Consider the following 26349-nt stretch of genomic DNA (forward strand, 5'->3'; position numbering starts at 1 on the left):
ATTCCCGTCTCTCCACTATTCCACGGCGGTCCCGGGCGTGCGGTGCCGGCCGGGTGACCGCGAAACTGGAGCCTGCGGACAGGACGCCCCCGATCCGGCACTGTTCGGTCGATCGGTTCAGTTCTTGCCGAGCTGTGGCCCGCCGCCCGTGTGCAGGACGTTCGCCCGTCATGGACCGAAGAGCCCACACCCGCCGGGGCCCGGGGTCCATCACTCGCGGGGCGAGCGGTGTACGGACTGGGTCAAGCCCGGCTTCAGGCCTCCAGCTCGATGCCGATCACCGGGGGCTCGTGGAGTGAGTTGTGGACGGTGCAGTGGGAGGCGACCGCGAGCATCGCCGCGTGGCGCTGGGCGGACAGCGCGGGTGGCGGGACGATGACCAGGCGTATGGACTCGACGCGCGCCGGACGGTCCGTGGCCATGGTGAAACCCGTGCGGACCCGCAGTCCGGCCCGCGGCAGACCGTGGCGCTGGAGGTAGCGGCCCGCGTAGAAGGCCACACAGGTGGCCAGTGACGCGGCGAACAACTCGACGGGGGTCGGCGCGGTGTCCGTTCCGCCCGCGTCCACGGGCTGGTCGACCAGGAGCCGGTGACCTCGGATGTCCACCGCGTACGCGTCACCGTGCACGTGGGTGACGTCCAACTCGTGAACGACTGTTCCCTGCGGCTCTCGCTCGGTCGTCGTATCCGGTGCTGCGCTTGTCATGGCCGGCCTCCCCGGACGATGTTCCTGCTGTTCGGTTCCAGTGGAACGCGGACGGCACGGCGGGCCGATGAGCCGATCGGGTGCGAACAGGGACCGTTCGGCCCCGGTGCGGTTCGGCGGAGCGGGCGGACCGCACCACGACGCTCAACCGCCGTCCGCACCGACGACGCAACGCGAGCCCGGCCGGCCACCGCAGGAGGCGACAACGACGAGCATCTGCGGGCCACCCTGCTAGGACCGACGCGGACGGAGCTGTCCGCACCGGCGAAGCCAGGCTCACTGTCACTCTCACTCCTCGCCGACCTCGGTGAGGAGACAGCCGACGCCCACCACGCCCTCGACGCCACGCACCAGGCGGACGGCAATCGGTATGAGCGAGGTGTGGCGTCGGCATGCACGGTGACGGCCGGCGTGCTCATCAGCTCCTCGGCGCTCACCGCTCCGGCCTTGGCCAGATCGGACAGCCGGCGCTGCTGGGTGACGCGGTCAGGATCGCTGTCCCGGAACTCCTCCTTGGGCAGCAGGTCGGCCTCGGACACCAGCCCGATCACCCGACCGTCGCCCTCCAGTACGGGAAGTGCGCTGACCTGCCACCGCTCCATGCGTTCGATGATGTCCTTGAACAGGGCCTTGCGGCCCACCGCGACGACGGCACCCGTCATCACGTCACCCACCCGGTGAGGGCTGCTCCGCATGGTCTTCTCCTCACAGGGCCCGGGAGGTCATGTCAGGCCGCCGCTGCCGTAGGGGGCGTACAGGTCAAGCAGCCGGACTCGGGAGGCGTGCAGCCGTTGGGCGACCACCCGTCCGACCCAGACCGCGACCGCCCGGCCGAACTCGGGGTCCTCGGCGCACAGCGTCCGAACGGCCTCGGCGTCGAACACCCAGGCCCGTACCGGACTCATCGCCTCTGCGCCCAACTGCCAGATGTACGGCGTGAAGTGCCAGGACCAGCCGACGAGTTCGCCGTGCCCGAGCGTCTCGATCACGGCGGGCCGCCGACCGGGTATGTGCAGGTCGAGCGCGACGGTGCCGGTGCGCACGATCCAGAAGCGGTCGGCGCGCCTGCCTTCCTCGAACAGGCGGGTCCCAGCCTCGAAGGAGACCTCGCGGGCCAGGTGAATCAAGCGTTCGCGATGCACGGGCTCAAGAGCCGTGTTCATGGTGGTGGCGGAAGTCATTGCACCGGCTCCCTTCATGAGTGGTGCTTCCAGACTGAGCGCGTCCGGGTTCCGGCGCCACAGGCCGCTCGGGCCTGGCCAGGGACATTCGGGCACACCTGCGCAAAGGCAGGGTCACGTCGCAAGAGAAGGGGGCCGGGCAGACCGCGTCAGTGGGCTGTTCGGCTCATTCCGAGGCGTTCACCACCCCTCACACCGGCAGAACACGCAGGGGAAGGAAGGACACCGTGAGTGTGCCCAGGTGCATCGCCGTCTGGGATCTGTCCCGGCACGACGGGAACGTCGGCCGGGCCCGTGCTGTCCCGCCGGCGCCGGCGGGCGCTGGAGCAGACCTTCCCGCCCGGCACGCGTGCGGCGGAGAGCACCCCGGATCCGGGGCGGCTGATTCAGCTGCGAGATGGCACGAGACCGACCGTCGTCCAGCAAGCGCCCGTACCCGGCTTGGGTAGCCCGGCCGTATCCGCCGACCCTAACTGGACCGCAGACGGGAACGCGCGCACGCCCTGATCTCGCGCCCGATCGGTGAGGCAGTGGAAGCGGGCTGGGAGTTGAATCCTCCGGTACTGGACCGCCGAGGCTCGCGGCATCGGCGACGGCATGGCTGGACGGGAGCCACCCGCTTCTCGCGGATCCGAATTGCGCGGTGCGCGGCTGCCGGCCGCTTCTCCGCGTCTCGAAAGGGGGTCCTTCCCGTCACTACCAGCACATCACGCGCCTTCCCGTTCCACCAGGGCCGATCGACCCTGAACGAGGTGCAAGCCGGTCCCACGGCGGGAAGTCGGCCAACATCGCCCGCCACGCGAACGGCCGGAGCGCACCTTGGCGCCGTCGCGGGGGTGCGCTCCGGCATGGGCAGAGAAGATCCGGTCATGACCGACGCGACACAAGCAGTCCTTGAGGGCGGCCCTGATGATCTTCCTGAGCGGATCGTTTCGGTTCCGGCGCCCGACCTCGACATCAAAGTGTCGTTCCGCGGAGGGTACGAGCACTTCCGGGCCACGACGCGTCAGCAGGAGACCGAGCAGGGCCAGTTGCCCGTCTATGAGTGATGGGAGCGCACGGAGCTCCCTGGGTAGGCCGCTGCACGGAGCATGCGTCCGGACGGGAGTCGTCAGGCGACGAAGTTTCCCCGGGCCTGTGTCGTTGCCCGCAGTTCGGACAGCACCAGGAGGCAGCGTCCCGGTACCAGCTGGTTGGCGCCAGGGTCAGGCGTGGTCAGGCGCAACGCGAGGGAGCGGTCGGAAGCCGATCTGCCAGGACCGTCGCGCCGGCATCGCCTGCGACGTCACCGGGGCTCACTGTCGGGCACGACGAGCGAACAGGTTTCCCCGGGCGCGATGGTCACCGCCCGATCGGCCAGCATCACGCGAATCGCTGACTCCTCCGAGTCGGGAACGCTGATCTCCAGCCGGCCGCTCCGGCGCCGCACTCCGATGCCCCAGTGGCCGCGATAGTGCAGCGTAAAGCCGTATTCGGAGAGCGCCGGGAGAGGCACCGGGTCCAGCCACAGGGCGTCCTCGCGTGTTTCCAGCCCCGTGAGGCCGCGCTGGACCAGGTCGAGGGTGCCGGCCATGGCTCCCAGGTGAATGCCCTCGCCGGTGGTACCGCCCTGGATGTCGGCGATGTCGGCCTCCAGAGCCTCGTGGACGTACTGCCATGCGTCGGCCCGTCTGGCCTTGGCGAGGACCAGTCCGTGCACGAGTTCGCTGAGGGTGGAGCCGTGGCTGGTGCGCCGCAGGTAGTAGTCGACGGTTCTCCGCCAGATGTCGTCGTCCAGGTCGTATCCGAGACGCCGGAACAGCGCCGACAGTTCGGCGGGTGAGAACAGGTAACCGAGCATGAGGACATCGGCCTGCTTGGACGCCTTGTAGCGGTTGACCGTGTCGCCCTCGGCTTCCAGGATCCGGTCCAATCGGCGGATGGCGCCGTACCGGGTGCGGTAGGCGTCCCAGTGCAGTTCGGCGAGGTCGTCGTAGCCCTCGAACTGGCTGATGACGCCCTGATGGAACGGCACGTGCAATCGCCGGGAGACCTCCTCCCACTTCGGCGGTTCGTCGGCTTCCAGCCGCACCAGGGAGAACAGTTCGTCGCGGCGCCACGCGGGAAGCCGCGCCAGGAGTTCCAGGGTGCGGGTGATGACCCAGGCGGCGGTGACGTTGGTGTACGCGTTGTCGTCCAGTCCAGGCCGTTCCGCGCCCGGGTAGCTGTCGTGGTACTCGTCGGGGCCGACGACCCCGTGAATCCGGTAGCGGCCCGTTGCGGGGTCGAGGACGGCAAGGTCCGCCCAGAAGCGCGCGATCTGAACCAGCGTCTCCGCACCCTTGGTGTGCAGGTATTCCGTGTCTCCGGTGGCTTCGCAGTACTGCCAAACGTTGTAGGCGATCGCCGAGCCCACGTGGTACTGGAGCCGGGAGTGGTCCGGCAGCCAGCGGCCCGAGGCGGGGTTGAGATGCCACTCCTGGCTCTCCTCGCGGCCGTCGCTGCCGCTCTGCCAGGGGTACATGGCCCCGGCTCGGCCGGCCGTGGCGGCCGCTCTGCAGGCCCGCGGGAGACGCCGGTGGCGGTAGTCGAGCAGGGCCCGGGAGATCTCCGGGAAGTGCAGGTTGAGATACGGCAGGACGAAGAGCTCGTCCCAGAAGACATGGCCCCGGTACGCCTCGCCGTGCAGTCCGCGGGCGGGGACACCCACGTCCAGATCCGCGGTGTGTGGTGACAGCGTCTGGAGTACGTGGAAGAGGTGGAAGCGCAGGATGCGGCCCGCCTCGCCCGGCACCTGGAGGTCCGTTCGCCGCCAGAGCCGTTCCCATGCGGCCACGTGGGAGTCGAGCAGATCGGCGAAGCCTGGGGCTGTGGACACTCGGTCGACCGCTTCGCCCAGCGGATCGCTGATCGCCGGGTCCCGTGAGGTGTGCAGTGCCACGGTCTTTTCCACGGTGACGGGTCGGCCGGGGGCGATCGGCACGATCAGGCGGTGAACGGCCCGGTGGCGGGCCGGACGCAGCACCGATGAGAGCGGGGACCGGTCGGCGAGGATCGCTGTCCGGGAGGCCAGGGCGACGGTGATGTCCGATGTGCTGGTCCGGCAGCTCAGCCAGACGATGTGGGGGTCTTCCGCACCGGTCCGCACCTGGGTCACATGGTGACGGTTGAGGGCGCGGTATCGGTGCACGTTGGCGTTGAGCACCTCGCCGTCCAGGGAGCTCTCGATCTCGATCTCCCCCGACCAGTCCCCGGCTGTGAAGACCGTCCGCAGGGCGGCCAGATGCGGATCCCCCATGTGTACCAAGCGGGTCTGCTCGACGCTCAGCGAGCGAGTACCGCCGTCCCGGTGGCGGAAGGACCGGGTGAGCGTGCCGCGCCGCAGATCCAAGGTGTGCCGGTGGTCCAGGAAGGCGTGCTCGCTCGGAGAGAACCAAGGACCCCACGCTCCCGCGGCGCGGCGCAGACGGAACCGGAGAAGCAGCCAGTTCGGGATGTTGACGCGGTCCTCGTTCACCACCTGCCGCCCCGACACCGTCGACTCAAGACGGTTGTAGCAGCCGGCCACATACGTTCCCGGACAGTGCACCAGGCCGGCCCGGCACTCGGGCAGCGCGCCCCGAGTCGCGAAGTAGCCGTTGCCGAGCGTGCAGAGCGATTCACGCAACCGCTCGGCGGCGGGATCGTAGCCTGTCCACTCCCATGTCCACTCCGACATTCGCCACCTGTCCCTCTCCTCCGGAGGTCGTGGGGCCCAGCGGTGTGCGGCCGTCCTCAGACCGGTTGGGGGACGACGGCGACCGGGCACTCCGAGTGGTGCAGCAGAGTGTGGGCGACCCTGCCCAACTGCAGGCCGAAGTGGCCGTGCCGACGCTGAGCGCCGACGACGACCAGGTCGGCCTGGGCCGCGGCCTCCAGCAGGACGCGGTGCGTGGGGCCTTCGACGGTACGGCGACGGACATCGACCCGGGGGTGCTCCCGTACGGCCTCGCGCAACGCGTCATCGAGGCCGGCCGTGGCCCGCTCCTCGCGCAGTCGGGCGGCGTCATCGGCGAGCAGCATGTGGTCCACGGGCTCTTGCGACGGGTTGCGCCAGGCCCGTACCGCCGTCAGACCGCATCCGCGCGCCTGAGCTTCGCGGAGGGCGAACCGCACGGCTGCCGCTCCGCCCGCCGCCGCACCGACGCCGACCACGACGCGCCCGAGGCCCCCGAGGCGGTTGGATTCCGCGCCCCGGATCACCATGACGGGGCAGACGGCGCGTGCCGCCACCGCGAGGCTGACCGAGCCCAGCAGCATCCCGGCGATCTCGCCACGCCCACGGGAACCCGTGACCAGGGCGAACGCCTCGGGTGCCGCACGCAGCAGGGCGGACACGGCGTCCTCCGCGAGTGCCCTGCCCGACACGTTCACCTCGGGATCGCGACGCCGTGCCCGCTCCACACAGGACGCGACGATGTGTTCGGCCATGACCTCCTCAGCGGAGCGGCCGGTGCTGAAGGACGGCTGGACTCCCTCGTAGGTCTCCCACCGCGAGGCATGGACAAGATGCAAAGGAATTCGGTGTCGTACCGCTTCGTCCACCGCCCAGTCGACCGCCAGCAGACTGGAATCCGAACCGTCGATGCCCACGACCAGCGGAAGTTCCATCGTCGTCACCGCCTTGGCTCCGTCCAGCTGCCGAGAGTTCTGTGAATACCGTCGCACTGCCTGCGTGGGGCCGCGACACGCGACCGGGACCGGTTCGGGCGGATCCGCGCACAGCGTGAGTGATGCGATGACCGCTGCGCCGAGCGTCCCGTCAGCGGCGTGGAGGTCGTGGTGGGCTTCGGGTCCCGGATCAGCGTCGAGGCTTCCGGAGGGCGTGGAAGCGGACCGTCACCGTCTACTGCTCGGCCGCGGTGATACGGCGGCCCGTGAGGCTCGTGGGCTGGATCGACACCCACATCTCGCGCGCACCGCCCGCCCAGGGTGCGGTGTGCGCGTCTCGGGTGAGCCTGGCGACGGCCTCGGGGTCCGTCACGAGCTCGGCGGGTCCGACGGCGAGCACGCTCCAGCCCTGGCTCAGAGCCTCGTCCACGTGGTCGACCTCGAAGGCGACCTCAGTCGTTCCTGCGGCGGCCGCGGTCACGGAGCCGGGGGCGGTCCGGAAGACGATGGCGTCATCGACGACGTCGTAATTGACCGGAACGACCGCCGGGCTGCCGTCGGACGGCGACACCGCGACGCGCCCCACGCCGTGCGTCGAGAGCAGGGTGCGGCATTCGCCCACGCCGAGGTCCCGCAGCTGGGGGTGCAGCAGCGCGTAGCCCTGCCCGGGCGGGAGATCGGTACCTCCACCACGCAGAGCGGTGACCGTGGTGCCCAGTGCGTCGGCCAGTCTGATGAGCGTCGCCAGGGTCGGGTCGGCGGGCCGTTCCTCCACGTAGGCGAGGTAACCCGGTGACATGTGGGCGCGGCCGGCCGTCTCCTCCCGGCTGAGCCCCTGTCTCCGCCGTTCGACGGCCACCCGCCGGCCGATGTCGCCCGGGCCGGGTGCACCGGCCGGTGGGGCGGCGGTGGACAGCACGTCCGCCTCTCCCGTGCTCGGCTGCGAGTCACGCTTGGCCGTCGGCTCTTCCTGCTCGAGATGGCGGACGTGGGCATCGGGTCCGGGAAAGACGAGCGTCACCTCGCCGGTGTCCGACCAGCGCACGTCGTACGGGGGCGCTCCGTCCTCGTGGTGGAGTCCGACGATCTCGCCGTCGCGTCTGGCGGCGCCGGTCGCCTGGCTCTCGATGACGAGTTGGTCGCCGAGGTGAGCTCGCATCATCGCCGCCCTCTCATCAGAATGGTGGTGTATCCAACCTGCCACGCGGGACACAGCGCCGCACGGGGCGGCGGTCCCGTATCCGCGAGGTGGGCGGCGTGTACCGGGAGGCGACATGCACCACCGAACGGTCGAGGAGCTCATGAGCCGGGACGTCGTCCGGGCGCGGCCTGAGACGCCGTTCAAGGAGCTCGTCAGGCTGCTGGAGGAGAACGACGTCACCGCCGTACCCGTGGTGGACAAGCTGGGCCGCCCGGCGGGTGTGGTCTCCGAGGCCGACCTGTTGCGCAAGAGCGCCGACCAGAGCGATCCGTCGGGCAGGACCCCCGTTCCGCACCTGGAGGCCTGGGAGCGGGCCAAGGCCGAGGGATCGCGGGCCGAGGAACTCATGACCGCTCCCGCGGTGTGCGCGCGTCCGGAGTGGACCGTGGTCGAGGCCGCCCGTCTCATGGAGACCCAGAACGTCAAGCGGCTGCCGGTGGTGGACGAGGCGGACCGGCTTGTCGGCGTCGTCAGCCGTGGGGATCTGCTGCGGATCTTCCTGCGCCGCGACGAGGCCATCCGAGAGGAGATCACCGGGGATCTTCTGCGGCACACCTTGGGGCTCGATCCACGGGACGTGACCGCAGAAGTGCGTGACGGGCGGGTCACCCTCACCGGCACCGTGGAGCACAGGAGTCTGATTCCCGTCATCGAGCAGTTGTGCCGAGGCGTCGACGGCGTGGTGTCGGTCTCGGGGAAACTCGGCTGCCGGACGGTGGAGGACGCCCGGGACGCGGAAACCGGCACCTGAACAGGGGGACGGGCCTGAAATCGTTGGGCCGTCGCCAGATGCCGTCTGGGTCTATACGGGCCGGTCTATACGGGCCATCCAAGCGGTTCAGGGGTGCTGGGCCGGTGCCCCGCGACGCCTTGGACGTCCCGCTCGGCGGCGTTGAGCAGTTGGTGGGCGAGGTCGTGCATGGCCCTGCCTGCCGCCAGTTCGTCGCCGATCTCCGGCACGTCCGTGTCCGTCGGACTGCAGTGCGCGGTTCCGCGGCCGGTGAGCGTCGTGGTGCCGGTGTCCAGCACGACGTGCGCCTTCGTTGTTCCGTCGTCGTCCTCGAAGAGGTGGAGACGTACGTTCCACTGTCCCGTGTGCGCCATCGCCTTCTCCTGGCCTGCGTGGCCGCGTCCTGCTGGACTCGGTGATTCGAGCGGCGCTCGAAGTGACGCCAGTGGACGGGCGAGATGTCCCGGCAAGAGGTGGTCGGCCTCCGGCAGGCGTCGGTCGGCCCCCTGGTCTTCCACGATCGAACGGCAGCGGACCCCGGTCACAGGGCCGAAGGTCCCTGCGGGACCGGCGACCGGCCCGGAGTCGGCGCCGATCCGTCGCCTCGCCCCGCAGCGGTCACATCCGGGGGTGACCCGACCACCGGGGGAATCGTCACGTCCTGTCTCCTCTCGTGCCGGATTCCACGCCTCCTGCCACCTCCTCCACTGCTCCACATGCGCCACGGAGGGGTTGGGGGTGATCCTGAGGGAACACAGCATCCCGGCACGCAGGCGACGCACGGACGGGCCGAACGCCCGGTCGCGGACTCATTCACCATCATTGCCAGCTCCTTACGAGACGGAGGCCGCCGCCATGCAACCAGCCGTCACCATGGGCCTCGACGGTTCGCCCGGGGGCCTGGCTGCCGGCCGCCGGGCCGGTGGCGCGGGCCGGTATTTCCCTGGGCGCTGCCGCTTCGCCGTCGTGCCCCATGGCTGAGCGCGATCTCGGTCGCACGCCGGCGCGGTCGGGGCCTCACATCACCGGCGCGCCCCCAGCGGGTGCCCGGAACGAAGCCGATCCGCTGCCCCGCTCGGGTGTGTGTGAGACCCACACCGCGGTCCTGTTCTTCTTCGGCGACCGTGCATACAAGCTCAAGAAGCCGGTCGATCTCGGGTTCCTGGACTACACCACGGTGACGGCGCGTCGGGTCGCGTGTGAGCGGGAAGTCGCCCTCAATCGCCGGTTCGCCCCCGACGTCTACCTGGGGCTGGGAGAGTTCCGCGATCCAGGCACGTCGGCGACCGAACCGATCGTGGTGATGCGCCGCATGTCGGAGGACCGCCGCCTCTCCCACCTCGTAGGGACAGGAGCGTGCGTCGACGACATCCTCCGAGCCGTAGCCCGGCAAGTCGCCGCGTGGCACGCGAAGGCGCCCCGTGGTCGTGACGTGGACGAGCAGGGCACCCGGGACGCCCTGTCATCGCGGTGGGAGGCCAGCTTCGCGCAGGTCCGCGAGTTGTGCGCCGACGGCTCCGTACCCGATGAGCTGGCCGAGGTCGAGAGGCTGGTGCGCAGGTACCTTGCCGGCCGGGAGCGGTTGTTCGATGCCCGCATCGGACAACGGCGTGTGATCGACGGCCACGGTGACCTGCTCGCCGAGGATGTCTTCTGCCTCGACGACGGTCCTCGGGTCCTGGACTGCCTGGAGTTCGATGACCATCTTCGCTACGTCGACGGCCTGGACGACGCGGCCTTCCTCGCCATGGACCTCGAACAGCTCGGCGCCCCGGAGGCCGCGGCGTACTTCCTCGCCCAGTACGGCGAGTACTCCGCCGATCCCGCGCCCGCCTCCCTCTGGCACCACTATGTCGCCTACCGCGCGTTCGTCCGCGCCAAGGTCTCCCTCATCCAGGCCCGCCAGGGCGCCGCGGGCGCGGAGGTGGCGTCGCGTCGGCTGACCTCAACGGCGCTGCGCCATCTGCGGACCTCCGCCGTCTGCCTCGTCGCCGTCGGCGGACTGCCGGGCAGCGGGAAGTCCACCCTTTCCGGAGCACTGGCCGACCGGTTGGGAGTCACCCTGCTCAGCAGCGACCGGATCCGTAAGGAGATCGCCGGCATCCCCGCCGAGCAGTCCGCTGTGGCCGGCTACCGCGAGGGCCTGTACACGCCCGAGTGGACCCTGAAGACGTACGCAGCCCTGCTCGACCGCGCAGCCGCCCTGCTGTCCTCCGGCGAGTCGGTCGTCCTGGACGCCACCTGGACCGATGCCGCACAGCGCGAAGCGGCCCTGCGCGTGGCCGAACGCACCAGCGCAGATCTGGTGTCCCTTCACTGCCAGGTGCCGGGTGACGTCTCAGCCGCCCGCCTGAGCACACGCGCGGCCGGAGTGTCCGACGCCGACTTCGACATCGCCACTGCCATGGCGGCCCGCGAACCGCCATGGCGTGAGGCCGTGCCGGTCGACACCAGCGGTGCGCTGGAGTCCGCGGTCGCCCGGGCGATGGCTGCCGTGCGCCCGTGGGGCAGCGGTCAGGCGCCGGTCTTCCGCCGCCCCTACATGGAGCCGGACTGAGGTGGGCGCCGACCGTGGTTGCCCTGGAGAACCGCGGGGGTGACCGTGGAGGTGGGGGAGCGAGGGAGTCAGTCAGTGCGAGCGCTCGTCTACCACGGCCCGGCACAGATCTCCTGGGACACCGTCCCGGACCCTGCGATCGAGGACGCCACCGATGCCATCGTGCGCGTCGATGCCACCACCGTCTGCGGAAGCGATCTGCACATCAGGCGGGGCGACTTCCACGAGGTGAGGCCGGGGACGGTCCTCGGACACGAGGCTGTCGGCGAGATTGTGGAGGTCGGTGGCGAAGTGCACCACCTGCGCCCCGGAGACCAGGTGATCGTGTCGTCCGTCTCGGCCTGTGGAGAGTGCGGGGAGTGCCGTGACGCCATGTACGGACAATGCCGCGGGGGCGGCGGATGGATCCTGGGGAATCTGATCAACGGGACCCAGGCCGAGTTGGTGAGGGTTCCCTTTGCCGACCGTTCCACCACCGGACGACCCTCCAGCCTCCCGCTCGACGAGGCGGTGCTGCTCGCCGAGCTCCTTCCGACCGCCTACGAGGTCGGGGTGCGCAACGGCCATGTGTGCCCGGGAGACACGGTTGCCGTCGTGGGCGCGGGGCCCGTGGGCCTCGCCGCGGTGGTCGTCGCGCGGCTCTACTCGCCCCGCCGGATCATCGTCGTGGACCTGGCCGACGCCCGGCTGGAGGTCGCCGTTCGTGTGGGGGCGGATGCTGCCGAATCACCGGGGAAGATGATCGCCGGCCTGTCGGAGGGGCCCGGCGCCGACGTGGCCATCGAAGCCTCCGGAGATCCGGAGGGCTTCGTCCTGTGCACGCGAGCCGTCCGCGCGGGAGGGCACATCGCCAACATCGGCACGCACGGCAAACCGGCGACGCTGCATCTCGAGTCCCTGTGGCGCAAGAACGTCACGATCAGCACGGGCCAGGTGGACACCTCCTCGACGCCATGGCTGCTGGAGCTGATGAGGTCCGGACGCCTGCCCGTCTCCCCGTTGGTCACCCACACCTTCGGTCTCGACCGGATGGAAGACGCCTACGAGGTGTTCGCACACGGCACTACCACGGGAGCCCTCAAGGTTGTGCTGCATCGCGAGTGAACCCCCTGCCGAGGCGTGTCATGGGCCGCCTCGTCGCTGGGGAATGGACGGCTCCTCGTCGAGTTGGGTCCGTGCCGCCGTCATCCGACGCCTCACCGGTCGTCGGTTCGCCGTTGTGCGGGGGCTCGAAGGCGTCATGACCGGTGGGCGGTTCTGCCGACCAGGAACCGTGCCGCGTCGGACAGCGTGGTCAGTTCCGGGTAGTCCTCCTCATCGATGCGGACCTCTGTGCGCCCGGACAGCAGCTCCACGAGGCTGAGGAAGTCGAGCGAATCGAATTCGAGCACGTCACGGAACTTGTCATCCGGTTCGACCCGGGTGAAGTCGGCGTCGGGGATGATCTGTGTGATCGACTCCTTGACCGCGGTCAAGGCCCTCTGCTTCGGTCAGGGGCTTCACAGGGCTCACAGCTCCTCCGGTTTCTGCAGCAATCGGTCGACCGCAGTGAGATAGCGCGCCCCCACGGCACCGTCCGTGGCCCGGTGGTCGGCGGCCAGGGTCGCGGTCACCACCGAGCGCACGCCGAGCATGCCGCCCGTGGCCCAGGGCCGTTCGACGACCGCGCCGAAGCCGACCAGCGCCACCTGGGGCGGATGGATGACACCGAACACGGTCTCGACCCCCTGTTCGCCCAGGTTGGTGACGGTCAGCGTGGCGCCGACCATCTCGCTGCCGCGCAGCCGTCCCCGGCGGGCGCGCTGGACCAGATCCTTGAGGCAGGCCATCAGGGCGTCAGGAGACAACGTGTCGGCCCGCTGGATCACCGGCGCGAGCAGTCCACCCCGCCGGAGCGACACCGCCACACCCAGGTTGACCCCGGCCCCCGGCACGAACCCGTCGTTCTGCCAGTAGCCGTTGAGGCCCGGCACCTCGCGGGCCGCCACGGCGGCGGCCTTCAGCAACAGGGCGGCCGGCATGAGACGGTCGGCAGGCGTCCGGCCGCGGTTGGTCCGGCGCCGCCAGTCCTCGGCCGCCGTGAGGTCGATGGTGGTGGACAGGTAGTAGTGCGGGATCTCCCGCTTGGAGCGGCTCATCAGGTCGGCGATGGCACGGCGCATGGCGTCCGTACGCTGTTCCGGGCGACTGTCGGTCGGTACGGCCGCGGGTGCGCGCTGCTCACTGTCCCGCCGGCGCCGATCCGGCCGTTCGGATTCTCCAGCCGGTGCACGCACGGCCGAGCGCACGTCCGCAGCTCGTACGGCTCCGCCCTCCCCGGTGCCTCGTACTTCCGTCAGGTCGATGCCGAGGTCACGGGCGAGCCGCCGCGCATACGGGGTGGCTCGCAGCCGGGGCGCCCAGGGAGGCGCCGCGTGCTCCACGTCGGCACGGGTGATCCGTCCGCCGCGCCCCGTGCCGTGCAGTGCCGTCAGGTCCACGCCTCGGAGCACCGCGAGGTGCCGTACGAGTGGTCCTGCCCCGAAGTCCGGTTCGGTCCCGGCGGGCAGCTCCCGTGACGGGCGCGCCGGGGTGCCCGTCACGCGTGCGGGATGCTCGGGCGACTTGTTGCGGGAATCCGTGTGTACGGGCGCCGGGACGGGATCGCTCGTCCGGACCGCCTTCCGCCGAGGTTTCGGGGGCTCATGCCGTGCGGTCGGTTCTCGGCCGGCCTTCGCGGGTTCGGGCGGCCTGTCGGGGAGAGGTCCCTCGACTGGTTCGGGCGCCGATGCCGGTGCTGTCTCGGCGCCCGCCGTCTTCGGCGCCCGCGGAGCGTCCGTCGGCACTCCGGTCGCGGCCTCGCCCTCGATCACGGCGAGTGGTGTTCCCACCGGGACGCGGGTTCCGGGCCGGACGAGCAGTTGTCCCATGGTGCCCGACTCGAAGCACTCGACCTCGACGGCCGCCTTGTCCGTCTCCACGACCGCCACGACGTCGCCCTTGCAGACGTGGTCCCCGGGGCTCACGAGCCACTCCTGCAGCAGTCCCTCGTCCATGTCGGCCCCGAGCGAGGGCATGGTGAACGCGGTCATCTCAGTCCGACCTTCCGGTGACCGGCTGCCGTGCAGGCTCGTCGGCTCCGGTCGGCACGGGGTCACCGACCGCGCGGCGGGCGGCCGTGACGATCCCGTCGACCTGCGGCAGCGCGGCCTCCTCCAGTCTGCGCGCGTAAGGGATCGGAACTTCGGCGCTGCACACCCGCTCGACGGGGGCGTCGAGGTCGTAGAAGTGCTGTTCGGTGAGGCGTGCGGAGATCTCCGCGGCGAGGCTGCCGGTCCGCCAGCCCTCGTCGATGACGACGGCGCGGTGCGTATGTGCGACCGAGTCGCCGATGGTGGTGTCGTCCAGCGGGCGCAGGGTGCACAGGTCGATGACCTCCGCGCTGACACCGCCGCTCTCGAGGTCGTCGGCGGCGGCCAGCGCCTTGGGCAGCGAACCACCGTAGGTGATCAGGGAGACGTCCGTCCCGGCTCGGCGGACCGCCGCGTGGTCGATGTCAACCGGCCCCGCGTCGGCGGGAAGGTCACCGGACACGTTGTACAGGCTCCCGTGCTCGAATATCAGGACGGGGTCGGGGTCGGCGAGCGCGGGGGCCAGCATGTACCGGGCGTCGGTGAGGGTCGCCGGGGCCAGGACCCGCAGGCCGGGAATGTGCGCGTACCAGCCTTCCAGACTGTGCGAGTGCTGGGCCGCGAGCTGCCGCCCAGCACCTGTGGTCATGCGGATCACGATCGGTACGGGCAGTTGGCCGCCCGACATGTGCAGCAGGGTCGCCGCATTGTTGAGGATCTGGTCCAGGGCCAGCAGGCTGAAGTTGACCGTCATGATCTCGACGATGGGACGCATGCCCGCCAGTGCGGCGCCGATGCCGGCGCCGACGAACGCGGACTCCGACAACGGGGCGTCGCGGATCCGTTCGGGTCCGAACTCCTCCAGCAGGCCGAGGCTGACGCCGGAGCAGCCGCCGTACCGGCCGACGTCCTCACCCATCAGGAACACTCGCTCGTCGGCGCGCAGGGCCTCGCCGAGGGCCGCACGCATCGCCTCCCGATAGGTCGTCTTCCGGTCGGACGGCGCCGTGGCGCGCTTGGGGGTACGGGTGTGGGTCGCGGTCATGACCGGCTCGCCTCCACCGGGCTGGTGACGTACTTCAGCAGATCCTCGACGGGCTCTTCGGGGGCCTGCTCGGCGGCCTCGACGGCGCCGTCGATCTCGGCGGCCAGACGGTCTTCCAGGAGGGTGCGGGCTTTGTCGGACAGTTCCTTCGCCTCCCGCATCCGCCGGGCGAGCCCCTCGACCGGGTCGCGCTCCTTCCAGTGCTCGATCTCGGCCTTGTCCCGGTATCGGTCGGAGTCGTACATGGAGTGGGCGCGGAAGCGGAACGTGCGCATCTCCAGGAAGTGCGGTCCGCTTCCGGCGCGCACCCCTTCGGCCGCCCGCCGGGCCGCGTCCTCGACGGCGAAGACGTCCATGCCGTCGACGGCCCAGGAGACCATGCCGTATCCGGCGGCACGCAGCGCGAGGTCGGTCTGGGCCTGGTGGCGGGCCAGGGCGGTGCCCATCGCGTACAGGTTGTTCTCACAGACCAGCAGCAGGGGGCAGCCCCCAGAGCGCGGCGAGGTTGGCGGTCTCGTGGAACTCGCCCTCGGCGAAGGCGCCGTCGCCGAAGAAGCAGCAGGTGACCCGCTTGCGTCCGGTCATGTGGTCGGCCAGGGCGAGGCCGGCCGCCAGGGGGAGCCCGCCACCGACGATCGCGTTGCCGCCGTAGAAGCGCCGGCCGGCGTCGAACAGGTGCATCGAACCGCCACGGCCGCCGCTGCAGCCGGTGGACTTGCCGAACATCTCCGCCATGATCGCCTCGGCCGGAACGCCACGGGCGAGTGCGTGTCCGTGCTCGCGGTACGTCGACACCACCGCGTCGTCGTCCGTGAGTGCCTCGTTGACGCCGACGGCGACGGCTTCCTCACCGATGTACAGATGCATGAAACCCCGGATACGCGCGGCGCTGTACAGCTCCACGCAGCGTTCCTCGAACCGGCGGACGCGCAGCATGGACTCCAGGAGGGCCAGATGGTGTGCGACCTCACGCTTGGGCCGGGAGGCGGGCCGCCGGGTGCGCGGGGTGCGGGTGGCGCTCATGCGGACTGCTCCGTCCTCGCCGGGGAGGAAACCTCCGGGGAGGAAACCTCCGGGGAGGAGTCCTCCAGGGTCGATATGTCGCCGTCGGGGAGGCCGAGTTCACGTGCCCGCAGCAGGCGACGCATCACCTTGCCGCTGCGGGTGTGCGGCAGGTGCTGTTCGAAGGCGATCTCGCGGGGGGCCACGGCCGGGCCCAGCCGACGCCTGGCGAAGGCCAGCAGCTCCTGACGGACCGTGGTGCTCGGGTCGAAGCCGGGCCTCAGCGTGACGAACGCCTTGACGATGTTTCCGGCGATGGGGTCAGGCCGGCCGATCACCCCGGACTCGGCGACCGCTGGATGCTCCATCAGGATGCTCTCGACCTCGAAGGGCCCGATGAGGTGCCCCGCCGACTTGATGACGTCATCGGCGCGCCCGACGAACCAGTACCAGCCGTCCGTGTCGCGCCGTACCAGGTCGCTCGTGAGGTACCAGCCGTCCGCGAAGGCCGCCGCGGCGCGGGGCTCGTCGTGCAGATAGCCGCGGAACATGGACGGCCAGCCGGGCCGGAGCGCCAGCTCGCCCTCCAGACCGGGCTCCTGCAGCACGGTGACATGCCCGTCGGTGACCTCGGCCCGCCCGTCCTCGCCGCGCCGGAGGACCGCCGTCTCCACACCGGGCAACGGGCGCCCCATCGAGCCGGGGCGGATGTCGCAGGCCGCGAAGTTGGCGATCATGATGGCGCCGGTCTCCGTCTGCCACCAGTTGTCGTGCACCGGCAGTCCGAGCACATCCCGTCCCCAGACCACCGCCTCCGGGTTGAGCGGCTCACCGACCGACGCGATGAACCGCAGTGCGCCCAGGTCGAACGAGCGGGGGAGGTCGTACGGCCCTGTCCTCGGCGTCGTCCGCATCAGCATCCGCAGGGCCGTCGGTGCCGTGTACCAGACGCTCACCCGCTGTTCCGCGAGGATTCGGTACCAGCGGCGGGCGTCGTAGTCGCCCTCGTCCACCACGACCGTCACGCCGTGCATGAGGGGTGCGATGATCCCGTAGGACATGCCGGTGACCCAGCCCGGGTCCGCGGTGCACCAGAACACGTCGTCCTTATGGAGGTCGAGAGCGTACAGCGCGGAGACGTAGTGGGCGACGGCGGCCTCATGCACGTGCACCGCGCCCTTGGGGATGCCCGTCGTGCCGCTCGTGAAGTGCAGCAGGGCCATGTCGTGGGGCGAGGTCGGCGGGATGGTGAAGGTGTCGGCGGCGTCGGCCATGAGCGCGGTGAGGGACACCGCGCCGGGCAGTTCGTCCGCGCCCTCGCCGACGATCAGCACATGGCGCAGCGCGGCCAGTGCGCCCCGTCGCCCGGCGACCTTCCTGCGATACAGCTCCGCCGTGGTGACCAGTACCTGCGCGTCGCTCAGCGTCACTCGCTGGGCCACCGGGTCCGGTCCGAACGCGGAGAACAGCGGGCACAGGACGCTGGTGTTCTTCAGCGTGCCGAGGACCACGGTGTACAGCTCGGGGCACCGCCCCAGCAGGGTCGCCACGCGGTCGCCGTGACCGATGCCGAGGGTACGGAGCACGTTGGCGAACCGTGCCGTGGAACGGGCCAGGTCCGCGTAGGTCACGCAGGTCACGGAGTCGTCCCGAGCCACACAGCGCAGCGCGATCGTTGTCGCACGCTCCGATGCGGCGTGCCGGTCGACGGCCTCGTGCGCGATGTTCAGTCCCCGACCGTCGGGCAGCCCCTCCAGCCTGGCGCGCGCCTTCGCCCACGAGAAGTCCGCACGCTCCTTGTCGTAGTCGCCCAGATTGGGGGCGATCCGAGGGAGGGTGTCCTTTCGAATCGGCTCCCACCGCATGCCGGCCCTCCTTCCGTCGGGCCCCCTTCGACCATCCGTCCACGCCGCGCCGCTCGCACTGGGTCGAACGGCCCCTGAGGGCGGCCGGACGGCCCAGCTGCCCGACCACCGCTTGGCAACGGTCCGGGATCACAGCTGTCGGCAGTGGGGAAGCACCAGGGACCATTGGACCCCTGGTGCTTCCCCATATGGCTCTGTCGGCGCACCGTCCTGCCCGAAATGCTGCGGTAATAGGCCTCAAAGGACGGCAAGCCGCGCCCGCCGTCCGCGGTGCCGAAGGAGATCGGTCATGAGTGCGGACGCCGAGATGAACTCCTCCCCGCCTGCCGAGTCGGACAGCCAGGTGATGGGCAAGGACGGCATGGCCGCGCTCGTCGAGGTTCTGCTCCGGCGCGGGTTCACCGTGGTCGGGCCCACGGTGCGGGACGGTGCGATCGTGCTGGCGGAGCTGCGTTCGGCCGACGAGCTGCCGTACGGATGGGGTGTGGAGCTCGATGCCGGACGGTACCGGCTGCGAGAGCGGGCGGACGGCGCCGCCTTCGCGAACGCGGCGGGCCCACAGTCGTGGAAGCCGTTCCTGCATCCGCCACGGGTGCGGGAGTGGAGCGCCGACCGGTTGAAGGGTGAGTTGGTTCTCACGACCGACCACACCGCGCCTCCTCGGTATGCCTTTCTGGGCGTGCGCCCCTGTGATCTGCGGGCCATCGCCATCCAGGACCGGGTCATGACAGGCGGGGTGTACCGCGACCCCGTCTACGAGGGGCGGCGCTCCGGAGCACTGCTGATCGTCGTCGAGTGCACGGAGCCCGGCGCCACGTGCTTCTGTGTCTCGATGGGCACCGGACCCGCTTCCGGTCCCGGCTACGACCTGGTGATGACCGAGGTGGCCGATGAGGACGGGCACCGCTTCTGGGTTCGCAGTGGCAGCGGTGAAGGCGCGGAGATCCTCGCCGAGCTGCCCGCACGTCCAGCCGACCCGGAGACCCGGGAGGTTGCCCGCGCGGGCGTCACGGCCGCCGCGGACCGTATGGGACGGACCATGCCCGAGGCCGATCTGCGGGAACTGATGGCCGGAACGCTCGACGCGCCTCGCTGGGACGATGTCGCAGGGCGGTGCCTGACCTGTGGCAACTGCACGATGGTGTGCCCCACTTGCTTCTGTACGACCTCCGAGGACGTCACCGACCTCACCGGCGACCACGCGGAGCGGTGGCGGGTGTGGGACTCCTGCTTCGACCTCGACTTCTCCCACTTGCACGGCGGGCCGGTCCGCGCCTCCTCGCGCAGCCGCTACCGGCAGTGGATGACCCACAAACTCGGCACCTGGTACGACCAGTTCGGATCGTCCGGCTGCGTCGGCTGCGGTCGCTGCATCGTGTGGTGCCCCGTCGGCATCGACATCACCGAGGAGGCCGCCGCCCTGCACGACTGGACCCGGTCCGGCCCATCGGCGTCGAACGAGGCGGCGCCGTGACCGGGGTACCCGCCTCCCGGGCTTCCGGCCCGGCCGCGCGGCTGCCGGGAAGCGGGCGGCCATGACCACCGTGGTGCCCCCGGTGCCGTACCGCGTCGCCGAGACGCGCGCCGAGACCGCCGACACCCGGTCGATCGAACTGGTGCCGGCCGGACGGGAGCTCCCGCCCTTCGCACCGGGGCAGTTCGCGATGATCTACGCCTTCGGGGTCGGGGAGGTGCCCATCTCGGCCAGCGGTCTGCGCGGCCGTCATGGAGGTCTCGTGCACACCGTGCGTGCGGTGGGGGCGGCCTCGACCGCGTTGTACCGACTGCGCCCGGGCGACACCGTCGGACTCAGCGGGCCGTACGGATCAGGCTGGGACCTGGAAGCGGCTGCCGGGCACGACGTGCTGGTGATCGCGGGCGGCATCGGGTTGGCCCCGCTGCGGCCGGTCGTCCACGAGGTCCTGGGCCGGCCGGACGCGTACGGCCGGATCGCCATCCTGCTCGGCGCACGTACCCCCGCCGACCTGGCCTATCGGGACGAGATCGAGAGCTGGCGCGGGCCGGCCCACGTGGAAGTGACCGTCGACCGCCACGACCCGGGCTGGCACGGTTCCGTGGGCGTGGTGACCACGCTCCTCGACCGCCTCGAACTGCGTCCCGAACGCACCTGCGCGCTCGTGTGCGGGCCTGAGGTGATGATGCGGCACACCGCCCGCGACCTGGTCGTCCGAGGCCTGGTGCCGCACCGCGTGCAGTTGTCCCTGGAGCGCAACATGCGCTGCGCCACCGGCCATTGCGGTCACTGCCAGCTCGGCCCGCTCCTGCTGTGCCGGGACGGACCGGTCGTCGGCTACGACCGCGTGGCACATCTGCTCCAGGTGAGGGAGTTGTGACATGACCAGCGATCCGGGAACGGCCATCGACACGCGGCCGACGCTCGCCGTGTGGAAGTTCGCCTCCTGCGACGGCTGCCAGCTCACCCTGCTCGACTGTGAGGACGAACTCCTCACCCTCACCGACCGCGTGCGGATCGACCACTTCCTGGAGATGACCCCGGTCGAAGGCACCGAAGGGGAGCGCGCGCGACCCGACGGCCGGGGGCCGTACGATCTCTCCCTGGTCGAAGGGTCGGTCACCACCGCCGAGGACGCTGAGCGGATCCAGCACATCCGCCGCGTCTCCCGGTACCTGGTGACCATCGGAGCCTGCGCAACAGCGGGCGGCATCCAGGCACTGCGCAACTTCGCCGACGTCGGCGAGTTCCTCGCCGCGGTCTACGCCCGCCCCGAATACATCTCCACGCTGGAGAACTCGACAGCGATCTCGGCCCATGTCCCGGTCGACTTCGAACTGCGCGGCTGCCCCATCGACCGTCGCCAACTCCTCGAGGTCATCACCGCCCACCTTGCCGGACGCAAACCCGGCATCTCCGGCCACAGTGTCTGCTTCGAGTGCAAGAGGCGCGGCACCACCTGCATCACCGTGGCTCACGGAACCCCCTGCCTGGGCCCGGTCACGCACGCCGGGTGCGGCGCCATCTGCCCCGCCTACGGACGTGGGTGCTATGGCTGCTTCGGACCCACAAGCCGGCCCAATCTGCGATCCATGATCGCGGAGCTGCGCCGCGACGGGATGACCGAGTCCGACATCCAGCGTGTTTTCCGCACCTTCAACGCCGCGTCGCCGGAATACGCCCCCGTACCCGAGCTCGCAGCCGAGGAGCAGGACAGTTCTCGGACCAGGACGGAACCCCGTCCGGAGAGGCCCGCATGAACGATCGCGGAACCCGTGTCCTGAGGCTGGACGCGCTGGCCAGGGTGGAGGGCGAAGCGGCACTCCACCTGCGCGTCCAGGACGGTTCGGTCACCGAGACACGTCTGCGTATCTACGAACCACCGCGGTTCTTCGAGGCGTTCCTGATCGGCCGGGGCCATACAGAACCCCCCGACATCACCTCACGCATCTGTGGCATCTGCCCGGTCGCGTACCAGATGAGTGCCTGTCAGGCGATCGAGAAGGCCTGCGGCGTCACGGTGGACGGCTCCCTCTCGGAGCTGCGCCGCCTGCTGTACTGCGGAGAATGGATCGAGAGCCACGCCCTGCACATCTATCTGCTGCACGCGCCGGACTTTCTCGGCTGCGCGGACGTAGTGGGACTCGCCCGCGACCAACGTGCCGCCGTGGAGCGCGGGTTGAGAATCAAGCAGGCCGGTAACGCGATCCTGGAGCAGCTCGGCGGCCGGTCCATCCACCCGGTCAACGTCCGGGTGGGCGGCTTCTACCGGACGCCGGCACCGGCCGAACTCCGACCACTGGCGGAACGGCTGTGGCGGGCCCGTGAGGATGCCCTGGAAACCGTCCGCTGGGTGGCGGCGTTCGACTTCCCCGATGCCGTGTGTGACCACGATCTGCTCGCACTGCGCGACCCTGGCCGCTATGCCATCGATTCGGGGACGCCCGCTGTCATGGCCGCGCAGAAGAGCCCGGCGCTGCGCGAGTTCCCGGTGCTGGATTTCGAAGAGCACGTCCGGGAAGGACAGGTACCGTACTCCACCGCCCTGACCGCCACTCTGGACGGCCGCCGCGTCCTGACCGGTCCACTGCCCCGCTATGCGATCAGCGGCCGGTGGCTGCATCCCGTGGCGGCCGAGGCGGCACGGGGTGCCGGGTTGGGTGATCCGGCCGACGGTGCGGTCTGTGAAAACCCCTTCCGGAGCATCGTCGTACGTGCCGTGGAAGTGGTGCAGGCCGTCGAGGAAGCCTTGCGGATCATCGACGGATACGAGCCGCCTCCCCGGCCGGCCGTGCAGGTCCCGCCGCGCGAGGCGGTCGGCGCGGGGGCCACCGAGGCACCACGGGGTCTGCTGTACCACCGCTATGCCCTTGCCGAGGACGGCACGCTCACTGCGGCCCGCATCATTCCGCCCACCGCCCAGAACCAGACGGCCATCGAGGAGGACGTGCGCAGGGCGGTCCAGGCACGACTGGACAGGAAGGGACCCGCTGCCGACGACGAGGAGCTGACCCACCTGTGCGAGCGAGCCATCCGCAATCACGATCCTTGCATCTCCTGCGCCGCCCACTTCCTCGACCTGACCCTGGACCGCACATGAGCGGGCGGGTCGTGGTGATCGGTGTGGGCAATCCTCTGCGCGGGGACGACGGGATCGGTCCGGCGGTGGTGGAGGCACTGCGAGGCCGTGTGCCCGACGGCACCGTCCTGGCAGTCAGCGACGGTGAACCCGCGCGCCTGCTCGGTATATGGCGTGGCGCCGACACCGTGGTCATCGTGGAAGCCCTGCGCACCCGGCCCGCCCGGCCGGGCGCGCTGCACACCCTGACACCGGCGGAGGCGGCCGGCCACTCACGGGGCATGGCGAGCACACACGGCTTCGGTCTCGGGGACTGCCTTGCCCTGGCGGAGGCCCTCGACCTGCTGCCGCCGAGGCTCGTGGTGCACGCCGTGGAGGTGGCCGACGTCAAGCTCGGCACGCGTCTGAGCCAAGCGGTGCGGTCGGCCCTCCCCGAACTGACCGACCGTGCCGCCGCCTCCGTACGACAGGCCTATGCGCGGAGGCACGAGCAGTAGGGAGCAGAAGGGCATGGGGCGTGGGGCGTGGGGCGTGGGGCGTGGGGCGTGGGCCGAGCGCCTCTCGCGGCCATCAGGAGCGAGGCACGCAACGGACGAGCCGGCCCTGCCCGTCTCGTTCTCAGCCGAAGAGGTTCGGCACTCGGATGGTTTCGACGCGCCGCCACTTGCCGTCGGGCAGCAGCATCCGCTCGTCGATCGTGCCGCGAGAACGCAGGCGGTCGGGATCCACGGTCCACGCGGCGGGGAGCGGCACAGTCCTGGTCGCCGACGACGGGGTGCCGCGGGGGGCGCGTTCGCCTCGCGGGTCGACTCGGGTCGGTTCACTCATCGCCGCTCCGTCCTCAGGCCACCATGGTGCCATCGCCGAGCCACCGGAGGGCCAGGACCTCGCGGTGATCGCTGGTGTGGGGGCGGCTCTGGCGACCGCGCTCGGCAGCGGTGCCACCGCCTCTGGCGGGTGGCGGGCCGTCGACAGGAGCATCGAGCGCCGTCGACCGGCCGGGTGGAACCGCGAGGGGGAGAGCGTGGAGCCCGACCGGACGAGGCGGTGCGAGCGCTGGGGCGCGCCGACGTCCGTCATCCCGCCGGATGCGTATCGCTGGCGGTCCGGCGAGGGGGCGCGCAACGTGGAGACCAGGGGCGGACCGGCCATGTGGGCAACCACATACCAGCGAGAGGCGAGACGTATGGACACGGATGTCTCCGAGCGCCGAGTGGTGGTCGGTATCGACGGATCGCCGTCCTCGTACGAGGCCCTGCGCTGGGCCGTGCGCTACGCGGGCCTGGTCGGTGGCGCCGTCGACGCGGTTGCGGTGTGGGAGCTGCAGGGCCTGTGGGGCTGGTCGGGGCCTGCCGTGGACATGGATGTCGACGAGGACGAGGCCGGGCAGCGGATGCGGACCGAAATGGCCGAGGTGCTCGGCCCGGACGTGACCGACTCGGTCCGGACCCATGTGGTGCACGGCAACACCGCCGACGTGCTGCTGCGGGCTGCCGAAGGCGCCGAGGTTCTGGTCGTCGGCAGCCGCGGCAGGGGCGGGTTCGCGAGCGCCCTGCTCGGGTCCGTCAGCCAGCACGTGTCGCAGCATGCGACCTGCCCGGTCGTGATCGTTCGTACCGAGAAGAAGTGACCCGAGGCCGGGGTCACTGTCGGATCCCGGCTACTGGAAGGCCGCGTGGATCTCCTGCTCGGTCGCCTCGTGCGACACGAGCAGGAGTTCGTCGCCCGGCTGCAGCCGTACCCCGGGACCGGGAACCGTGGGTCGGCCGTCGCGGACGACGGTGGCGACGACCGTGCCGGACGGCAGGGGGATCTCGCTCAGGGTGTGTCCCGCGGCTCGGGAGTGTTCGGTGATCGCGGTCTCGATGACTTCGACGCCCGCCTTGCTCAGCCGCAGGAGTGCCACCGTGTCGGTGGCACCGGTGGCCTCCTCGATGAGGGAGATCAGTGGGGTGGCCGCCGGTACGGCCACGTCCACACCCCACTGCTGGTCGAAAAGCCAGGCGTTCTCGGAGTCGTTGACGCGTGCGGCCACCCGCCCCACTCCGAACTGCCGTTTGGCGAGCAGGCTGATGACGAGGTTGTCCTCGTCCCTGCCTGTGGAGGAGATGACGAGATCGCAGGTGAGCGCTCCGGCGTGCTCCAGGAGGGAGGAGTCGCAGGCGTCCCCGGCCACCAGGCGCACGCGCGGCAGGGCCGAAAGCTCGGCCAGGCGGTCGTCGTCCTGTTCGACGAGGATCACCTCGTTGTGCGCGGCGGAGAGCACTTGGGCGATCTGTGTGCCGAGGCGGCCCGCGCCGCCGATGAGGACCTTCACGTTCCCAGATCCTTGTCGAGGAAACCGCGCAACCGGCCGAGCGAGGTCGCGGCGACGGCGAAGGTGACCAGGTCACCTGACTCGGCACAGGCACTGTGAGCGGGCAGGATCGAGCGGCCGGCGCGCGTGATCTCCACGACACGGATCTCGCCGTCGATGTCGAATTCGGACAGTCGTCGCCCGGTGAGGTAGCTCGGCAGCTGGGACCGGATCAGGAGGGTCTCGCCGTTGCCGAAGGTGACTTCGGCGGTGAGGTGCCGGTGCAGGAGTATCTGGTGGATGCGGCTGACGGCCCAGCGGACACTGGAGATGGCCGGGACGCCGAGCTCACGGCACAGGTCGGCACGTCGGGGATCGTGGATGCGGGCGAGGACGACCGGGACCCGGTAGATCTCCTTGGCGGTCCGCGCGCTGACGATGTTGCTGTTGTCCCCGAAGGTCACCGCGACCAGAGCGTCCGCGTGGGCGACCGTTCCCCGTCGCGCAGCACGCGGCAGGTGTGCGGCACCATCGCTTGCAGAGACTCCGCCGTGCGCTCGGCGGAGTATTCCTGCGCGAAGCCGATGCCGGCGTTCAGGAGCACAACTCCGAGGATCGCCAGGGCCAATTGAAGGGTGGCGGGATCCCGGGGCTGTCCCAGCAGGTAGGCGAGGAAGGTGATCGCAGAGGCGACGAGCAGAACGACCGCGAAGAGGTCGGTGAATTGCGTGACCAACTGACGCCACACATGGCCATGGCTCACGCCGGGCAGCTCGTTCGGGCCGTGGAGGGTCTGCCGCTCGGCCGCCTCGGCCGGAGAGAGACCGCGCAAAGTACTGCCCATGACGGCGACGACGTCGGGGACCGACAGGGAGGAGAGGGAGGACGCGACGTCCTGCCGATCCAGAAGCGGCGCTGCCGCGAGGGCGGTGACGCTTGTGGGCTGGCCGTCCTCGAGTGGAGCGGCCGTCTCCTCCCCGGCCGATTCAGGGATCATCCTGGGGATCCGGCCTGTGAACGTTGCTCCGGCGGTTCCTGCAGGATGCTCCAGGCGACCGGGCCGAGCAGGTCGGTGAGCCTCCGGAAGACGTCGAGAAACAGGTCGTCGATCGTCAGCACGCCCACCACCCGGTCCGCCTCCAGGACCGGGAGCCGGCGGACTCCTGTGCGACGGAACGTCCGGTAGGCCACATCGAGGTCGTCGGTGGCTTCGACCGTGATGACGCGTACCGACATGACCGCGTCCACCCGGGCCCTCGTGTCCAGGTTCCCGCCCATACCGCGTACCGCCAGGTCGCGGTCCGTGACTATGCCGTGCAGTACTCCGTCCTCGACCACGAGAACCGATCCGACGGCGCACTCGGCCATCTGTCCGGCCACCTCGGCCAGGGGGACATGAGGTGCCACGCACACGGGAGGCGCCGTCATCACCTCCGAGATCTTCATGCGACTACTCCTCGCTGATGTGGAGAC

General features: G+C 70.4%; 26 protein-coding genes and 1 pseudogene. 10 read left to right on the forward strand and 17 right to left on the reverse strand.

Annotated features, from left to right (window positions below):
• Positions 1 to 254 precede the first annotated feature (254 nt).
• The 3 genes from OOK38_RS30845 to OOK38_RS30855 are packed head-to-tail and all read right to left on the reverse strand — an operon-like array spanning position 255 to position 1888.
• Positions 255 to 707, reverse strand: coding sequence for an OsmC family protein (locus OOK38_RS30845; RefSeq protein WP_266849029.1), 453 nt, complete (start codon positions 705 to 707; stop codon positions 255 to 257).
• Positions 704 to 1402 (reverse strand): CBS domain-containing protein, encoded by a 699-nt coding sequence (locus OOK38_RS30850; protein ID WP_266849031.1) that lies wholly within the window; start codon positions 1400 to 1402, stop codon positions 704 to 706. The genes OOK38_RS30845 and OOK38_RS30850 overlap by 4 nt, the downstream gene beginning before the upstream one ends.
• Positions 1403 to 1429: 27 nt before the next feature.
• The gene (locus tag OOK38_RS30855) at positions 1430 to 1888 is read right to left on the reverse strand and encodes a Crp/Fnr family transcriptional regulator (RefSeq protein ID WP_266849033.1); all 459 of its coding nucleotides are present in this window, start codon (positions 1886 to 1888) and stop codon (positions 1430 to 1432) included.
• A gap of 869 nt (positions 1889 to 2757) precedes the next feature.
• Here OOK38_RS30855 and OOK38_RS30860 point away from each other — a divergent pair.
• Complete coding sequence (locus OOK38_RS30860; protein WP_266849034.1) at positions 2758 to 2937, forward strand: DUF5988 family protein; 180 nt, start codon at positions 2758 to 2760, stop codon at positions 2935 to 2937.
• 236 nt (positions 2938 to 3173) lie between these two features.
• On the opposite strand, the gene OOK38_RS30865 is transcribed toward OOK38_RS30860, so the two are convergent.
• From OOK38_RS30865 to OOK38_RS30875, 3 genes are all read right to left on the reverse strand, one after another.
• Positions 3174 to 5585: a glycoside hydrolase family 65 protein gene (locus OOK38_RS30865; RefSeq protein WP_266849035.1), complete on the reverse strand. Its 2412-nt coding sequence runs from the start codon at positions 5583 to 5585 to the stop codon at positions 3174 to 3176.
• Between the two features lie 56 nt (positions 5586 to 5641).
• Positions 5642 to 6517 carry a universal stress protein gene (locus tag OOK38_RS30870; RefSeq protein ID WP_266849393.1) on the reverse strand — a complete coding sequence of 292 codons (876 nt, stop codon included), beginning with the start codon at positions 6515 to 6517 and terminating at the stop codon, positions 5642 to 5644.
• A gap of 235 nt (positions 6518 to 6752) precedes the next feature.
• Positions 6753 to 7676 (reverse strand): pyridoxamine 5'-phosphate oxidase family protein, encoded by a 924-nt coding sequence (locus OOK38_RS30875; protein ID WP_266849394.1) that lies wholly within the window; start codon positions 7674 to 7676, stop codon positions 6753 to 6755.
• Positions 7677 to 7791: 115 nt separating this feature from the next.
• Here OOK38_RS30875 and OOK38_RS30880 point away from each other — a divergent pair, with 115 nt between their 5' ends.
• Positions 7792 to 8469 (forward strand): CBS domain-containing protein, encoded by a 678-nt coding sequence (locus tag OOK38_RS30880; protein ID WP_266849036.1) that lies wholly within the window; start codon positions 7792 to 7794, stop codon positions 8467 to 8469.
• A gap of 65 nt (positions 8470 to 8534) precedes the next feature.
• On the opposite strand, the gene OOK38_RS30885 is transcribed toward OOK38_RS30880, so the two are convergent.
• Positions 8535 to 8822: a dsRBD fold-containing protein gene (locus tag OOK38_RS30885; RefSeq protein WP_266849038.1), complete on the reverse strand. Its 288-nt coding sequence runs from the start codon at positions 8820 to 8822 to the stop codon at positions 8535 to 8537.
• 707 nt (positions 8823 to 9529) lie between these two features.
• Here OOK38_RS30885 and OOK38_RS30890 point away from each other — a divergent pair.
• Positions 9530 to 11005 (forward strand): bifunctional aminoglycoside phosphotransferase/ATP-binding protein, encoded by a 1476-nt coding sequence (locus OOK38_RS30890; RefSeq protein ID WP_266849039.1) that lies wholly within the window; start codon positions 9530 to 9532, stop codon positions 11003 to 11005.
• A gap of 75 nt (positions 11006 to 11080) precedes the next feature.
• Entirely contained in the window at positions 11081 to 12109 is a 1029-nt protein-coding gene (locus OOK38_RS30895; protein WP_266849041.1) for an alcohol dehydrogenase catalytic domain-containing protein, read from the forward strand.
• Positions 12110 to 12243: 134 nt separating this feature from the next.
• Here OOK38_RS30895 and OOK38_RS30900 read toward each other — a convergent pair whose 3' ends face one another.
• From OOK38_RS30900 to acsA, 5 genes and pseudogenes are all read right to left on the reverse strand, one after another.
• The gene (locus tag OOK38_RS30900; protein ID WP_266849042.1) at positions 12244 to 12480 is read right to left on the reverse strand and encodes an acyl carrier protein; all 237 of its coding nucleotides are present in this window, start codon (positions 12478 to 12480) and stop codon (positions 12244 to 12246) included.
• A gap of 33 nt (positions 12481 to 12513) precedes the next feature.
• Positions 12514 to 14076, reverse strand: a complete 1563-nt coding sequence (locus OOK38_RS30905) for a 2-oxo acid dehydrogenase subunit E2 (RefSeq protein WP_266849044.1) — start codon at positions 14074 to 14076, stop codon at positions 12514 to 12516.
• A gap of 1 nt (position 14077) precedes the next feature.
• The gene (locus OOK38_RS30910; RefSeq protein WP_266849046.1) at positions 14078 to 15160 is read right to left on the reverse strand and encodes an alpha-ketoacid dehydrogenase subunit beta; all 1083 of its coding nucleotides are present in this window, start codon (positions 15158 to 15160) and stop codon (positions 14078 to 14080) included.
• A pseudogene (gene pdhA / locus OOK38_RS30915) lies at positions 15157 to 16183 on the reverse strand (pyruvate dehydrogenase (acetyl-transferring) E1 component subunit alpha). The gene OOK38_RS30910 and the pseudogene pdhA overlap by 4 nt, the downstream one beginning before the upstream one ends.
• The gene (acsA, locus tag OOK38_RS30920) at positions 16180 to 18027 is read right to left on the reverse strand and encodes an acetate--CoA ligase (RefSeq protein ID WP_266849048.1); all 1848 of its coding nucleotides are present in this window, start codon (positions 18025 to 18027) and stop codon (positions 16180 to 16182) included. The pseudogene pdhA and the gene acsA overlap by 4 nt, the downstream one beginning before the upstream one ends.
• Positions 18028 to 18316: 289 nt before the next feature.
• Between acsA and OOK38_RS30925 the strand changes: the two genes are divergently transcribed.
• The 5 genes from OOK38_RS30925 to OOK38_RS30945 all read left to right on the forward strand — a co-directional run bounded on the left by OOK38_RS30925 (position 18317) and on the right by OOK38_RS30945 (position 23077).
• Positions 18317 to 19501 carry a 4Fe-4S dicluster domain-containing protein gene (locus tag OOK38_RS30925; RefSeq protein ID WP_266849050.1) on the forward strand — a complete coding sequence of 395 codons (1185 nt, stop codon included), beginning with the start codon at positions 18317 to 18319 and terminating at the stop codon, positions 19499 to 19501.
• 61 nt (positions 19502 to 19562) lie between these two features.
• Complete coding sequence (locus tag OOK38_RS30930; protein WP_266849052.1) at positions 19563 to 20381, forward strand: FAD/NAD(P)-binding protein; 819 nt, start codon at positions 19563 to 19565, stop codon at positions 20379 to 20381.
• Position 20382: 1 nt separating this feature from the next.
• On the forward strand, positions 20383 to 21261 hold the full coding sequence (locus OOK38_RS30935; RefSeq protein WP_266849054.1) for an oxidoreductase: 879 nt from the start codon (positions 20383 to 20385) through the stop codon (positions 21259 to 21261).
• Positions 21258 to 22601, forward strand: coding sequence for a Ni/Fe hydrogenase subunit alpha (locus OOK38_RS30940; protein ID WP_266849056.1), 1344 nt, complete (start codon positions 21258 to 21260; stop codon positions 22599 to 22601). Before OOK38_RS30935 ends, OOK38_RS30940 begins: the two co-directional genes overlap by 4 nt.
• Positions 22598 to 23077 (forward strand): hydrogenase maturation protease, encoded by a 480-nt coding sequence (locus OOK38_RS30945; RefSeq protein WP_266849057.1) that lies wholly within the window; start codon positions 22598 to 22600, stop codon positions 23075 to 23077. Before OOK38_RS30940 ends, OOK38_RS30945 begins: the two co-directional genes overlap by 4 nt.
• 121 nt (positions 23078 to 23198) lie before the next feature.
• Here OOK38_RS30945 and OOK38_RS30950 read toward each other — a convergent pair whose 3' ends face one another.
• On the reverse strand, positions 23199 to 23408 hold the full coding sequence (locus tag OOK38_RS30950) for a hypothetical protein (protein WP_266849059.1): 210 nt from the start codon (positions 23406 to 23408) through the stop codon (positions 23199 to 23201).
• A gap of 358 nt (positions 23409 to 23766) precedes the next feature.
• On the opposite strand from OOK38_RS30950, the gene OOK38_RS30955 reads away from it, so the two are divergent.
• On the forward strand, positions 23767 to 24210 hold the full coding sequence (locus tag OOK38_RS30955; RefSeq protein ID WP_266849060.1) for a universal stress protein: 444 nt from the start codon (positions 23767 to 23769) through the stop codon (positions 24208 to 24210).
• 30 nt (positions 24211 to 24240) lie between these two features.
• Here OOK38_RS30955 and OOK38_RS30960 read toward each other — a convergent pair whose 3' ends face one another.
• The 4 genes from OOK38_RS30960 to OOK38_RS30975 are packed head-to-tail and all read right to left on the reverse strand — an operon-like array spanning position 24241 to position 26322.
• Positions 24241 to 24897, reverse strand: coding sequence for a TrkA family potassium uptake protein (locus tag OOK38_RS30960; RefSeq protein ID WP_266849062.1), 657 nt, complete (start codon positions 24895 to 24897; stop codon positions 24241 to 24243).
• On the reverse strand, positions 24894 to 25445 hold the full coding sequence (locus OOK38_RS30965) for an NAD-binding protein (protein ID WP_266849395.1): 552 nt from the start codon (positions 25443 to 25445) through the stop codon (positions 24894 to 24896). The genes OOK38_RS30960 and OOK38_RS30965 overlap by 4 nt, the downstream gene beginning before the upstream one ends.
• On the reverse strand, positions 25337 to 25873 hold the full coding sequence (locus OOK38_RS30970) for a cation-transporting P-type ATPase (RefSeq protein WP_323178837.1): 537 nt from the start codon (positions 25871 to 25873) through the stop codon (positions 25337 to 25339). The genes OOK38_RS30965 and OOK38_RS30970 overlap by 109 nt, the downstream gene beginning before the upstream one ends.
• Positions 25870 to 26322 carry a CBS domain-containing protein gene (locus OOK38_RS30975; protein ID WP_266849064.1) on the reverse strand — a complete coding sequence of 151 codons (453 nt, stop codon included), beginning with the start codon at positions 26320 to 26322 and terminating at the stop codon, positions 25870 to 25872. The genes OOK38_RS30970 and OOK38_RS30975 overlap by 4 nt, the downstream gene beginning before the upstream one ends.
• Between the last annotated feature and the right edge of the window lie 27 nt (positions 26323 to 26349).

The organism is Streptomyces sp. NBC_00568 (assembly GCF_026341855.1).
Taxonomy (GTDB): domain Bacteria; phylum Actinomycetota; class Actinomycetes; order Streptomycetales; family Streptomycetaceae; genus Streptomyces.